Raw genomic sequence first — 13,723 nt, 5'->3', positions numbered from 1 at the left:
TGGAGCCGTCGGTTCAAACGTCAAGCAATCGCGGAACAACTTCAAGTGACCGCGGAAGCCTTGCCTACACTTGGCTCATACGAGCCAGATCCCATCATCAATCGCCGATGAGACGTTCGCCTTGTTCTCCGTGCTCTCGGAAAATCCAAAAAGAACCTGCGCCCTCGATTGGCCACCGTTTATGGCATCTTGCCATCCTGAAAGACCTGCATCATCCGGAGCACGGTTTAAAACGTTGTTATACAGGAGGGTGATGAAGGTCGTGTCATTTACGTTCTCGCCGTATGTTTGCTGGAATTCGGCTGACGCAATGAAAGCCGCTGCCATATCAAATATACCGAGCCCTCCATCCATAAGATTGACGTTGTGCGACAGTCCGGCATCGTCCGGTGTCCGATCAAAAGCGGCCTGATACAAACGATACGTCTGACCTGCTGCACCTGTGAGGTCAAAAGCGAGCGTACCATCACTGAACTGAATGCGTTCAATGTTCGTGACCGTGTCAGTTCCCAGACCTGCGGAGGTCGCTGTGATGGTTCCTGCAGCGGTGGTATCAGTGATTGAAACCGTTACGGATGCCCGGGTCGCGCCATATATAGCGACGTCCAACCCGTCTCCGCCGTCCATGGTGTCATTGCCCGCGTTACCGGTAAACTGATTTGCTGCGCTGTTTCCGGTCATTGTGTCGTTAGCGCTGCCACCGATCGCGTTTTCAACGGTCACGCCGTTCGCAATCGTGTAGCCGCCAGCAACACCATTGACCCAAGAAACATACCCCCCGCCATTTTCACCAGATAGCGGTGCCTCGCGCAGGTCGATTACCAAAGAGGACGTTGCAGTGGCACCCGTGATCGTATCCGTACCGCCAGCATCCCAAATCGCGGTCCAGCCGACGCCAGAACCGTCCGCAGTGAAAAGGGTGTAGGTGTTGTTGCCCGTGTTGTAATTCGTGTTGGCGCCGTACATCGCTTGAACGGCAGCCACATCGTAAGCCATTGGCGTTGCCGCCTGCCCGGATGCGAGACTGGGGACGGGCTGACCGGTCCAGCCGACGACGTATGACAGGACAGAGAAAATCGCCTGATTTTGAGCGTTCGTTCCCGTGTTTTGGTCTTCATTTACCGGAACGCCAGGGAACGTCGTTCCGTCATGCGTGTGCTCCAGTCCGATTGAATGGCCAATTTCATGAACGATGGTGTAAAACCCGTCGCCCCCTGAATTTATCTGAGCCCAGGACGCGCTCTCGAAATTGTACCGTGTTTGAAGGCCTATGTTTGAACCGCCATTGATCGGAAGCTGAGCGTCCGCTTCGCTTCCCCCAAGAGCAACAGCCGTCAACAATTGATTGACGATATTTGCTGACCCGGCATCGAACACACGTGTAAAGGTGATGTTGGCAACATTGGCCCAGGTCTGGTAACCAGCTTCGATTGCTGCAATCTCTGCGTCGGTCCAGGCTTTCCCTTGGCCATCATCAAAGAAATACGTAACAGTTGTCGATGTGTCCCAGGCGCCTTCCGGCGAAATCAATGCCGCAAGGTACGGATTGGACGAGGACGCTGTTTGCGCGCGAGTAATTGCTGCCATTTCTTCCCCCCAATAAGCATTCATGAAGTTATCTACTCATTTTTACCCTGAGTAAATCCAGGAAATTGTTGAAAATTTTTTTAAGGTTGCACTTTAAATATCGCATACTATTGGTTTAGCCACACAACAAACAGCAACACTTCACGAGCAAACTGGTGTAGAATTTTAATCGTCTGAGCATAAAGCTGCACGGCATACCTGTGCGCCCCAGAAACGAGCGAGCCAGTCGCCCTTATGATGAACTTTTCACAGTGCCGGGAATCAGGTCTCATCTCAGACCTCCAGAGAATCGTTCTTTCGACACCACATTTGATGAATATTCTGAAGATCCTGCGCGAGCTGGATCTTCCAGATGCCTGGCTTGTGTCCGGCGCCATCTATCAGACTGTCTGGAACAGATTGACCGCGCGCAGTCCGATGAATGGTATCAAGGATTTTGACGTTATTTACTTTGATTCGTGCGATCTAAGCTACGAGGCTGAAGATCGCGTCATTCAGCGTGTTCGGGCAGCGTTGCCGGATTTGGCGGATCGGTTGGAGATCAAAAACCAAGCACGCGTACACTTTTGGTTTGAGCAGCGTTTCGGGCACCCTTATCCGCAGCTCGAAACCAGCCTTCAGTCTCTAGAGAACTATGCATCCAAAACTCACGCAGTTGCCGTCCGGCTGACCAAGATGGGAACTCTGGACATACAGGCACCTTTCGGACTTCAGGACATTTTCGCGCTGCGTCTGACGCCCAATACACGCCTGGCCAATGAAAAAACCTACCGAGAGAAGGCCGCCAGGATGACCCGGGTCTGGCCGGAACTGACCGTAATTCCTTGGCCTGAAACGGCAAGCAAACAAGTGGCCGCCAAACCGCTCCCGGTTCAGAACTAGGAGGCCTTTTTCAGAAGTGCGGGTGCCGCAATTCGGACCCGGATCAAACCGCGGACAGAATTCCCAACAAACACTTCATCTGCCGCTTTCAGATCCGAAAGCGTCAAATCCGCCTCATATGCCAGGTTGTGTTCAAGCAAACCTTCGCGAAATGTGCCGGGCAATAGGCCGTGGGTGAGTGCCGGCGTAAGGAGACGGCCCGCCTTTCGAACGAACAGGTTGGTGTAGCTTCCTTCCGTCAGAAAGCCATCCACGTTCTCAAAAATCACTTCACTGAACCCATACAAGTCTGCGTAGCGCTTGCGCGTGGTGTCGTAAAATGCGCGGTTCGATGTCTTGTGAAACAAGAAACGATCTTGCGAACAGGTCCGCTCTTCAGCGAGGCCGACGGACCAAACCTGCGAATCTGAGGAAACTGGAAGATCAGATACTTTCAGGGTCATTTCCCCACCCGGCCGAAGATCCAAGCGCAGGCGTTTGGATGATCCTCCAACCGTTTCCAATAGCAGCCTGCGGGCCTCATCATGATCAAAGGAAAAGCCAAAATAATCCGCTGAGCGCTCAAGACGGCTCAAGTGGCGATCGAGAAGCACAAAGCCATCCTGTGGGGTGTAGGCCATCGTTTCAAAAAGCGAGAACTCTGGTTCTTCCGCTTTCAGGAACTTCAGCTTTAAAGCGCATTCATCGTATTCAGGTCCAGCCCCAGAATCGTAGACCACCCCAGATCCTGTGCCTGCACGCGCCGTGCCGCCGTCCAGAAGATCAAGTGTTCTGATCGCGACATTGAACTGAAAGTCACCCGAAGGTTCGATATAGCCAATTGATCCAGTGTAAACGCCTCTTGGCGACCCTTCCAGCTTCTGTGCAATCGTCATCGCGCTAAGCTTGGGTGCGCCGGTGATCGACCCACACGGAAACAGATGCTCGATTATCTCCGGAAACCCCATTTCCGGCCGAAGGCTTGCGATCACCGTCGATGTCATCTGGTGCAGAGACTTATAGCGCTCCACTTCACACAGCTTGGTAACCTCGACAGACCCGGCCTCGGCGATGCGGGACAGATCGTTGCGCATCAAATCAACGATCATCGTGTTTTCCGCACGCTGTTTCGGGTCGCGCGCAAGCTCGTTGGCAACTTGAGTGTCTTCAGCACTGGAACGCCCACGGGGCGCAGTGCCTTTCATCGGCTTGGTTTTTATTGTCTGTCCGCAGCGCTGCAGAAAGAGCTCCGGGGACAAGGACAGTATACTTCGGCCGTCCAACCGGATAAATGCCGCATAGGGCACAGGTTGTCGATCAACGAGATCAAGAAACACCTGTTCGGGCGTCCCATGAAGCTCCATGTCGGCGCGCATTGTAAAATTAACTTGGTAGATGTCGCCCTCAGCCAAATGCTGTTGGACGCGCGAAAAAGCGCGATTATATCCGCTGCGGCCTGTATCGAATACCGGAGTTCCGATCTCGGCTTTTTTATGCTTGTTGTGATCCGCAAGTGCCGCTTGAACTTCCTGGAGCGTGACGGTCTGGTATCGGTCATAAACCCCAAACCACAACAGTGGCTCACCATTTGGAACATGAAGTTGCTCAAGCTTCGTCTCGAAGGCGAACCCGAGTTCATAAGCCAAAAAACCGGCAAGGTGTGCTCCGGCCGCGCGGGCTTTGTCCACACGTTGCAGTGCCTGCCTGACGCCATCCAAGCTGTCACAGCTAATGACCTCGCGCGGCGACTGGTAAAGGCGTCCTGTCTTGGCATGCAAGGCATCCAAGAGCAGCACAGACCCGTTCGATATTTGAAAAGACGCCATTTGTGACCGCTGACCGTCCCTCTAACCCGACCATCAGGACTATGCATGATGACAATATGCCGGGGAAGTTGTTTTGACGGCGGCAAATGGCATCGAAGCGACACCTCGTCAACCCATGCTCACCGTCTTATTTCGGCGGCATTCCGGTTTCCGGTCTAGCGCTCCGGTAGATGTTACCTCACTTCGGACACGCCGTGCGACCAATTAAGCAGCAGCCACATCGTTCAGGAATGCGTCCACCGAGACACTCATGTCCTGCGCCTCGCGGTCCAGCTGCTCAGCCGATGAGGAAACGGTCGAGGCAGCACCTGTTGTGCGTTCGGCGGCCTCTGTCAGTCCGCTAATGCTGGTTGCCACCATGCTGGTGCCATTGGCGGCTTCAGACACGCTTTGGGAAATTTCACGTGTCGCGGCTCCCTGCTGCTCGACTGCCGCTGCGATGGTGGCGGTGTAGTTGTTCACCTTATCCATCGTTGCCGCGATGGAACCAATCGCCTCGACAGCATCCTTTGTCTCTGCCTGAATGGCTGAGATCTGAGCCCCGATCTCCTCGGTCGCCTTAGAGGTTTGTGTGGCCAGTTCTTTCACTTCGGCAGCCACCACAGCAAATCCTTTGCCGGCCTCGCCGGCACGGGCGGCCTCGATCGTGGCGTTCAGCGCCAAGAGATTCGTCTGCTCAGCGATTGCCTGGATCAGCGTAACCACCTCACCGATGCGATTTGCGGCCTCAGCAAGGCCAGCCACTTTCTTGTTGCTCGACTGGGCACCTTCGGTCGCCATGGCAACAATTGATGTGGTTTGCTCGACCTGACGCGAGATCTCAGAAATCGAAGACGACAATTCCTCGGCAGCGGAGGCAACTGTCTGCACATTGCCGGAGGCCGTTTCGGAGGCTGAGTTTGCCGTCGAGGCGCGCTCAGCCGTGTCGTCGGCAACTGCGGTCAGATCGCTCGCCGCAGACCGCATGGATTGAACTTCACTGACGACGAGGGCGATTTTTTCTTCGATTTCGTGACGGAATTGGGCGATACGTTCGCTTGTTTGTTCGCGGCGCAGCCGTTCCTGCTCGGCACGGTCCTGATCGGCCGCCTGCATGTTACGCGCCTGTTCTTGGGAAAGCTCCGCATCTGCCTTGGCCGCATCTGCAAGACCGAACGCTTTGGACAATCTGTCGGTCACCCACCACAGAGCGCCAACTTCGGCAATGACAATCACCGCATGAAACACCACACGGGAAAAATTGCTACCCGCCGGAAAGACAGCGAATGGTAGCGCGAAATTGAGCGCCAAATGATGAACAGCCACAACACCTGCATAGGCCACCAGGGCTCGCCAGTCGACCCAGCCCGCTAGAATTGCAAGGACGGCAAAGAAATACATGTGGGCATCAAGTTGGAATGACGCTGCGGGATCCGGCGTTGCCAATGAGGCAACAAAGAGTGCGACAAGCACGGCCAGTGTAACGGAGGTCGCAATGCGGGTTTCAACGCCGGTTCCATATTTCAACCAGGTCGCCGTAGCCGCCGCACCGAGAAGGAGGGCCGCTCCGCAGGCCCCAACCCAGGAAACCCCGCCGATGAAGAGCGAGGTCCCCATGACAAGGAAAACGTTAAACCAGATAAAAAACACGATGTTTCGTGCGAAGGCGGTCCGAAGGCTATCAAGGCTTGCTTCAGAATTGGTCAGTGCCGTCATGAATTTACTCCAGAGCCGCGGGTGCTCAGCCAAATGCAAGTCGAGGCAATTGCCGAGGACGCAACGAAAAATGCTCCTGCGGCATAAAGCTCGCTGTTTGATGCGGTGCCGTTCCGGTCAATGACCGCGACCCATCCAGAAGGCGCGGCGCTGATAAGTGAACCACCGCTTTTTGCTAGGACTTCGTAGACCGTTCCTGATCCGAAGGGGGAGGCAAACACTGCAACAGGCCCTTCTCGGCCAGGCAAAAGACCAACCAGTACCAATAATGTGCATGCTGCCCCGAAATATGCGTAGCCGAATGCTGTATTGGATTTGGCCTTCATGGCGTCTCTTCGCTCAAGCGGTGAGTGATGTCGTTGAGCAATAATCGCCGCGGGGACTTAAAATATTCTGAAATTTCGACGCAGAGTGAGAAAAAAACTTTTTCTCTCAATACTCTATCAAAAGATGAATAAGACTTTAGATACACGCAAGCGCTGACCGTAGCGCCAGTCGGTTCAAACAGGCTTCACGTCATCTGAATGCCAAGCCCTTTTGCCCTGGCTGGCGGAGTGGAAGCCTTTGCCGCAAACTGCTGATGGCGCTGTTCTGCAAAATAAAAAGGCATTCCCGTCAGAATCTGCGTGGTGATAGCCTTTGTTGCACCGGCACTCTGCAACGCTTCTGAATAAGCATTAAGACAGTCCTTTGCCTCTTCGGCATCTCCGGGCTCTACAACCAAAAGAGACCGGTATTGTGTGCCTTGCAGGTGGCCTTGCTGCATCCCCTGTGTCGGGTCGTGATTTTCAAAAAATATCTTTAGTAGTGACGATAGTGGAACCATTTTTCGATCAAATACCAGTTTTATGCACTCGGCATGTCCTGTCCGGCCGGTTTGAACTTCATTGTGAGTCGGGTTCGGAGTAAATCCGCCCGCATAACCAACTGCTGTCACATGAACACCGCCCAGGTCCCAGAATAAAGGTTCCGAAGCCCAAAAACTGCCCATCCCCACGATCAGCTGGTCGTGATCGTCCGGGTAAGGTGGCAGTAGCGATTGCCCAAAAACCGCATGCGCGTGCTCAGGCTGCACAGCTTCGCGACGTCCCGGCAACGCTTCCGCCTCAGACGGCAACTCGAATTTTTTCGACAACATTGTCATGAAAGACATGCGGGCGCCCTCCCCGGCGCAGTTTGACAACAATCACGCCAGTGCTGATTTCCGTTTCTGGCGCCGGGCGCCCAACGCCAGGAAAATCAGACCCAAGGGAGCGGCGACAGCCCATACCGGCCATGTCAGAACCGTTTGTATCACAGGATCCCAGAGATAAGGGTTCACATGACGCTGGATGGCAGCCTGGGCAATATTCAGCGTGTCCGGTGAATAGGTGAACCAGGCCTGACCCAGGGGAACGACAGTGAGTGAATTCTCCGCAATCGAACGGCTGCCATCGGCGATCAATGCCACCACTGCGATCCCGAGCAACATAAGCCCAACGATACGGAAAACAAATTTTAACAGTGCAAGCATTCAGGTCTCCGTCTTGCGGCTGGGCCGCGGTGAGATGGCACATCTTCCCCGTCACGGATATAATTGAATCAAACGATGGTTCAATTCGGCGCGGACAAGCAAAGTTCTATTGGCGGGGCGGTGCCGGCACTTGTGCCGGTAAACGAAGCAGCCTTCTTGGCCAAAATAACCCGTCCACACCAATCAATCCTGCTTGAAAATTTCTTTTTCAAAGGAGGTTGCGCTTCCAAAGCTCATGGGTATATTGCGCAACTCTCAAGCGGGCGACCGCATGAAATGGACAGGTGGCCGAGTGGCTGAAGGCGCACGCCTGGAACGCGTGTATACGGGCAACCGTATCGAGGGTTCGAATCCCTCTCTGTCCGCCATTACTTTTCATTAATATGCTGAATTCATTGCATATTTTGCCCGCATCGGGCTACGCACCCTAAAAATAGCCCTAAATCCGCACAGCTTTTGCGCCCGGATTATTGCTTGTCGGAGGCACATATCGCGGGTCGATCGACAAGAGAATTTTGTCGAAGCGCTGTTTTTCGGCTGCGCTTAATTGAGCGTATACTTCATTAAGTGTCTTCGGATTTTGAGTTTTGGGCACCCTGCAAACCTTCCGTTGAGTAGCGCGTTTGAATTGATCCGATTTTTAACTTAGTGCAACATATGCGAGCAACCGTGAAAAGAGCGCGTGTGTGTGATGCGTAGAGTAATTTTCATATTACTGTTTTTGTTCATTTTTCGTGGGTCCGCACATGCTGACTACAATCAATCGAGAGCGTGGTTCAACTCGCAAACCGAACAAGAGCGAGTAGTCATTCAATTGCTGCTCATTTTCACGGGCGATTATGTAGCGATTGTCGATGCCGCATTCGGGAACCGGACCTATGAGGCGCTAAGGTCCTTTCAATCGAGGAATAACAGACGGCAAAACGGCGTCCTAAGCGAATGGGAGCTCCAACTGCTTTGGGACCAAGGCGGCTCTGTGATGGAAAAGGTCGGTTTTGAATTCAGAGACGATTTGACCACCGGCATCACCCTCGGAATTCTGGAGAGCCTTTTTGCCTCAACGGAACACACCGAACGCGGGAAACCTTGGATTGACCGAAATGGACATGTGGAATTGGAGACGCTCCGTATTCCGCACCAACACACGTCCTATGACCAGCTTTTCCAAAGGCTATCGAGGGAAACAGCAAGCCGCCAAATCGAATACACGTTTTATCGGCAAGAGAACTTCATCGTTAGCGGCACGAACCGGGGCCGAAATTTCTATCTTCGGATGTTTAGAACACAAAATGACACGCGCGGTTTCTCACTTGCTTGGGATGAACAGGTTACCTCGTTCAACGTCTCAACGCAAAAGTCCGCCTCCAGCGTGTTGAAGATGCGCCGGGACAGAACCTTGCGGGTAGACCAGTCCATGATTGCAACCAGATAGAGGAAGTCTCGCTGCATCAGCTAATAGGTGATGTTGGCGCGCCAGACATTATTGGGCTAATCGACCCGTAGCCCGCTCAGCAGATAGGGGTAGGTCTTGTGTCCCTTGGCGGGCTTGCTGGTGTTCGGTTTCTGGTGGATCAGCATCACGTGCATGAGCCGCCGGATGCGCTTCTAGTTCACCGGATGCCCTTCGTTCCGAAGGTGCCGGGTCATCTGCCGGACAACGAAGAACGGCGTTTCGGGGAACTGCTTGACTATCAGGAGCATGGAGCAAAACGGTCTCTTGTGCATTTAAGCGTTTCCACCGCCTGCCCGCGAACAAATCAACGAGCATTAATGTGACAATTGACACAAATTAATCTGAGATTTTAAGTACACTTATGCTGTGAAATAGGTCTTTCTATTTTGAAAAAAACTTGGAGATCGGAATGAGAATCGCCAGTACTTTCAAAGCAACAAAAAAAGTATTGATTACCGCGACGGCAATCAGCTGCATGAGCGCTGCGGCGCAGGCAAGTTCGACCGATATTCTGTTTATCCTGGATGGCTCCGGCTCGATGTGGGGGCAAATCGACAAGGTTGCGAAAATCACAACGGCTAAAGACACGCTCAGCCGCCTGATCGACGATGTTCCGGAGGGCGCGCGTGTCGGCCTGATGACCTACGGGACCCAAAGCAAGGAAAGCTGCACCGATTTCATGACGCTGAACGCAGTGGGATCGACACGCGATGACATCAAATCGTCGATTGCCGGGATCACGCCCCTTGGCAAGACACCTATGGCCCTGTCCTTGACCCTGGCCATTACCCAACTCTCAAAAACCGAACCGACAGACCGGCAAAAGGCGGTGGTTCTGATATCTGACGGTATCGAGACGTGCGACGCGGATCCTTGCTCAAATGCTGCCCTCTCGCAGTATTTGGGCGTGGATATGAAAGTCCATGTCGTGGGGTTCGACGTCGACAAAGAAGCCAAGGACCAGCTGCAATGCATCGCGAATGCTGGCAGCGGACAGTATTTTGACGCGGCTGATACGGACGGATTCCAAGCAGCCATGGCTCAAGTGGTTCAAGTGGCTCAAGCCGCCGAGCCGGCGCCAGAGCCGGTCGCTGTCAGCGAGCCGGAACCGGAGCCCGCTGGTCCGGTGATCACAGAGTTTTTCAGGGAGGATTTCGACGGGGTCGAGCTGTCGGACAATTGGACCGTGGAAAACGCAAACCCGGATGCGTTTATCGTCGAAGACGGCAACTTGCTGATGCTGTCGACACGGGGCGGCGGCTTTGAGAGCGCTGAGCCTCAGAACCTTGTTACTTATGCTGGCGACCTTCCAGCCGGTGACTGGGATGTGGAGATCACCTACACGGGTGAATACTCCACCAACGCGGACCGTCTAACGCTTGGAATGCGCAAGGATGAGGCTAATTTTCTGGCCACCAGCTACTATTCAAGTGCACCGGGTACCGGTTGCCTGAAGTCGGAACTGGCACTCGCCAAAATGTCCTCAGGAACACAGGATCGCGAAGGCCGTCTGTTCCGGTCCAACCAACGGTCCTGTTATGCAACGACACCGATCGGCGCGGAAAACTGGGCCACAATCCAGGAAGACCATAGCCAAAAACCGATCAAGCTCACCTTCTCGAAGCGGGGCCGGTCTTACTCCTCGACGGTGGAAATGCTTGGTTTCACGGACGCAGACGGTGACCCATACGTGGTGTCTTCCGACAAGTACACGTCGCTGCGCTCGCCGGGCACACTCGCCTTTACGGTAGACCGCCCCGGCCGCAATGCCAGCGGCGAGGTCCTGATGATGATCGACAGCGTTGTCATCAACGAAGTGACCGGGGCAGATCAATGATCTGGTCTTTTTCCAAGCGGTTTGGAGTTGGCATTGGCATGGCAGCAATCGCTGCCCTGCCCCTGCACGCCCAGTTACTTACGGTGCCCGTTATGGAACATGCCACGGAAGACTGGGACACCTGCGGTCAGGGCCAGGTATACGGCCTGAAATCGGATGGAGACGGGTTCCTCGCCGTGCGGACGGGCCCGGGCAGCCAGTTCGACAAGATCGATGAGGTCTACAACAACGACAAGGTGTTCCTGTTCGACCAGCACGGCGACTGGTTCGGTGTGCTCTATGGCGTTCAGGAGATCGACTGCGGTCCGATCAATGGGTCTAAGCCCGCGGTGCGTCCCGGGGCAAAGGCAGGTTGGGTGCACCGGGACTGGGTCCGTGTGATTGCCGGCTAGAGGCGATGGACCGGCTGGAATGTCGGCGGACAGCCGTCAAAAGCGGGATGTCCAGATAGGCTTGACGCGCCCGGCCCAGCTGAGAGCAAAAAAGATGATGTGCGCAAACTCTCTGCCACCCATCGGCAAACACCATCCAAACGGCAAGCTATTGTCGTGGAGAGGATAAGGAGCTCCATCAATGCTCAATTTCTTGCGTGCCGCGTTTACCTTCTCAATGCTTATTGTTGCTGCCGGTTCGCAAAGTGGAATTCGCCCAGCTTATGGCAAGCAGTTTGAGTTTGGTAAAATCAACTCCACCTCGGCAAAGGACATTGCAGACGTCTGGACGAAAGCAAAGGCTGGAAACGAAAGAGAAGCCTGGGCGACCAGCTATTGGCCCGATGATTTCTTATTGGATGCGACCATAGGAGAAAACAAGACACCTGCTATGGCGCAGATCATGCTGCGCATCGAGAACCAGCTCCATTCAATTTATCAATATGAGAAAAGCAGTGGCTGCAAGAAAAACGCAGCGTTTGCCGCCTGGCAACATGTCAAAGATCGAAACAGCCTCTTAGGAAATCGAGCGGCGATCAAAGACGGGGTAAATTTTATTAAAGACATCCTGACTTTGCCAACCAGTATGACCAAGAAGCTTGGAGATGTCGGTCGCAAAGCTTTCGCAGACAAGGTTGAAGATGCTGTCTCTGATCAAGCGAAAAGTGCTGCAAAACAAGCACTGGAAATAGCACAGAAGTATATGAAAGGGCTTCCGCCTGAAGTCTATGAAGACAACATGGCGAGCCAGGATACGTCATGGATTGATTATTTGACCGGACTGAAGTTCAAGCCGAATTTATCTTCATCTTCCATGGCTGGTCGTTGCAATGTTTCTTTTCGGATCGTATGGAACAAAAAAGAATCCCGATATTACTTTATCTTGATCGCAAACGATTGCGAATGCGATTGCAAAGATGATGAAGATCACAAAGTCATAAACGGCAGCACAAAGGCCATGGTCCTGTCTGGATCCGGCCGTGTTGACCTTGTCCGGACCGGGAAAACCGCAAGGATTTCGGTATCACGCCCCTTGGTGGTCATGGACTATGAGTGCTGTGACAACAAGGATCAAGGGACTGCGTCTTGGGGGGGAAGCACCCCGAAGGAAGTGGAAAACCGGAAAAAAGCTCTGCGTATTCAAGAGCTCGCAAAGAAGAAAAACAAGGAATTGCCGGCCCTTACCCATGAAGAAAGACTTGCGGCAGACGAGGCGCGAAAGTCTGTTTCAATTCAAGCTGGCAATAGCGACGCCGAGATTTCAAAAAAAGCGGCAAAATATCGTCAAGACATCAAGGCGGCCAGAACGCTGGATGATATCAACCGGATTGGGCGCCAATTACAAAGAGACCGCTCAGATGCGCAACACGCGCAAGCGGACGGGACTGCCAATCAGAAGCTTTTGAACGAGTTGAACAGTCTGCTTGATGAGGCCAACCAGAAGCAGGACACACTCAAGAAAGCGGAAGCTAAACGCAGCGCCTCAAAATCAGCCGCTGACAAGGTTTCCATGTCCGCGCTCGGCTCGGATGTAAACGCCATGTTTGCGTCGCTGGACAAGGAACCCACTTCCGTTTGTGGAACCGTTGCGTTTTCGCTAGGCACTGATCCGTTGCCGTGTCCCAGACAAACACAGCTCAGATTTGCAGATCCAATACAAGTTCTCGATGGGTACACGATTGTCGGCACGGTTTATGCCATCAACGGCAAGGATGTGGACTGGGAGTCTTGCGCAAATTTCAACCCCGTTACCCAGCAGTGTATGGATGGTGCCACTGCCTTCGCGCAGACCGGGACGGACAAAAACGAGGTCTGTCTCAGTGAGGAAGGTGAGTTGCTCCTGGACGTGGATGGCAAACCCTACGATCTTTTCCATCAGAGCTTCACATCGCCGGTTTTAACAAAAACGGAGTGTAGCCCAACAACAGATGCAGACTGTCGGACGACAAAAAGCGGTGGGGAACAATGGTTGAAGCCCTTTACGGACCATCTGGAGGGTTTGATTGAAGGGCCGGGCCACGCGCCGGAGCAACCAAGCGAATGAAATCAGTTGTTGCGTTTTGAAGGCTCAGTTCAGTCGGCGACAGCGGCTGTTTTCTTAAAAACTGCTTACCAGTGAGGAAATAATGGTAGTGTCAAATATTTTTCGCACTTTTGTTTTCAGGCGACGGCTCCGTGGGTTTGGTGTTGCTCCTGGTAGAGCGGTGCCATGTTCATGTATTTTCGGGCGGACCATTTGCCGGCCGCGATATGTCTGAGTCTTGCCGCGGCCAGGTTCAGGCATGATTGACCGTCCGGGAACGCCCCGACAACTCGCGTTCGCCGCCGGATCTCTTTCATTATCCGCTCCAGAGGATTGTTCGTCCTGATCTTGCGCCAATGGCTGTCCGGAAAGCCGTAGTAGGTCAGCGTCTCGTCGATGCTCTCTTCAATGAGATCGGCAGCTCGTGTCAGACGTTGTGCCCGCAGGTCTGCGATAACAGCGTCAGCCTTTTCCTGTGCTGCCCTGCGGTTCTCTTG

General features: G+C 53.6%; 12 protein-coding genes and 1 tRNA gene. 6 read left to right on the top strand and 7 right to left on the bottom strand.

Going from position 1 to position 13,723, the window contains the following annotated elements:
* Positions 1–75: 75 nt before the first annotated feature.
* A complete protein-coding gene (locus JM93_RS19050; RefSeq protein ID WP_170230755.1) occupies positions 76–1,587 on the bottom strand; it encodes a DUF4214 domain-containing protein in 1,512 nt (503 codons plus the stop codon).
* Between the two features lie 312 nt (positions 1,588–1,899).
* Between JM93_RS19050 and JM93_RS19045 the strand changes: the two genes are divergently transcribed.
* Positions 1,900–2,469 (top strand): nucleotidyltransferase family protein, encoded by a 570-nt coding sequence (locus JM93_RS19045; protein ID WP_208995327.1) that lies wholly within the window; start codon positions 1,900–1,902, stop codon positions 2,467–2,469.
* Here the strand turns inward: JM93_RS19045 and pabB are convergent.
* The 5 genes from pabB to JM93_RS19020 form a co-directional block, all read right to left on the bottom strand.
* The gene (pabB, locus tag JM93_RS19040; protein WP_145346814.1) at positions 2,466–4,274 is read right to left on the bottom strand and encodes an aminodeoxychorismate synthase component I; all 1,809 of its coding nucleotides are present in this window, start codon (positions 4,272–4,274) and stop codon (positions 2,466–2,468) included. The genes JM93_RS19045 and pabB overlap by 4 nt on opposite strands.
* A gap of 204 nt (positions 4,275–4,478) precedes the next feature.
* The gene (locus JM93_RS19035; protein ID WP_145346812.1) at positions 4,479–5,969 is read right to left on the bottom strand and encodes a methyl-accepting chemotaxis protein; all 1,491 of its coding nucleotides are present in this window, start codon (positions 5,967–5,969) and stop codon (positions 4,479–4,481) included.
* The gene (locus JM93_RS19030) at positions 5,966–6,295 is read right to left on the bottom strand and encodes a hypothetical protein (RefSeq protein WP_208995325.1); all 330 of its coding nucleotides are present in this window, start codon (positions 6,293–6,295) and stop codon (positions 5,966–5,968) included. The genes JM93_RS19035 and JM93_RS19030 overlap by 4 nt, the downstream gene beginning before the upstream one ends.
* Before the next feature lie 185 nt (positions 6,296–6,480).
* Positions 6,481–7,107, bottom strand: a complete 627-nt coding sequence (msrA, locus tag JM93_RS19025; RefSeq protein ID WP_244300951.1) for a peptide-methionine (S)-S-oxide reductase MsrA — start codon at positions 7,105–7,107, stop codon at positions 6,481–6,483.
* 48 nt (positions 7,108–7,155) lie between these two features.
* A complete protein-coding gene (locus tag JM93_RS19020; RefSeq protein ID WP_155197420.1) occupies positions 7,156–7,482 on the bottom strand; it encodes a hypothetical protein in 327 nt (108 codons plus the stop codon).
* A gap of 278 nt (positions 7,483–7,760) precedes the next feature.
* Here JM93_RS19020 and JM93_RS19015 point away from each other — a divergent pair.
* The 5 genes from JM93_RS19015 (at position 7,761) to JM93_RS18995 (ending at position 13,247) form a co-directional block, all read left to right on the top strand.
* Positions 7,761–7,850, top strand: a tRNA-Ser gene (locus JM93_RS19015).
* 323 nt (positions 7,851–8,173) lie between these two features.
* Positions 8,174–8,914 (top strand): peptidoglycan-binding domain-containing protein, encoded by a 741-nt coding sequence (locus JM93_RS19010; RefSeq protein ID WP_145346810.1) that lies wholly within the window; start codon positions 8,174–8,176, stop codon positions 8,912–8,914.
* Between the two features lie 430 nt (positions 8,915–9,344).
* Positions 9,345–10,772, top strand: a complete 1,428-nt coding sequence (locus JM93_RS19005; RefSeq protein WP_145346808.1) for a vWA domain-containing protein — start codon at positions 9,345–9,347, stop codon at positions 10,770–10,772.
* Positions 10,769–11,164: an SH3 domain-containing protein gene (locus JM93_RS19000; protein ID WP_145346806.1), complete on the top strand. Its 396-nt coding sequence runs from the start codon at positions 10,769–10,771 to the stop codon at positions 11,162–11,164. Before JM93_RS19005 ends, JM93_RS19000 begins: the two co-directional genes overlap by 4 nt.
* A gap of 181 nt (positions 11,165–11,345) precedes the next feature.
* Positions 11,346–13,247, top strand: a complete 1,902-nt coding sequence (locus JM93_RS18995) for a hypothetical protein (RefSeq protein WP_145346804.1) — start codon at positions 11,346–11,348, stop codon at positions 13,245–13,247.
* Between the two features lie 116 nt (positions 13,248–13,363).
* On the opposite strand, the gene JM93_RS18990 is transcribed toward JM93_RS18995, so the two are convergent.
* The coding region (locus JM93_RS18990) for a transposase (protein WP_208995097.1) at positions 13,364–13,723 on the bottom strand (360 nt) is incomplete at its 5' end.

Origin of the sequence: Roseibium hamelinense (assembly GCF_007830545.1) — a bacterium.
Classification (GTDB): Bacteria; Pseudomonadota; Alphaproteobacteria; order Rhizobiales; family Stappiaceae; genus Roseibium; species Roseibium hamelinense.
This window is presented reverse-complemented; position numbering and strand designations above follow the sequence as displayed.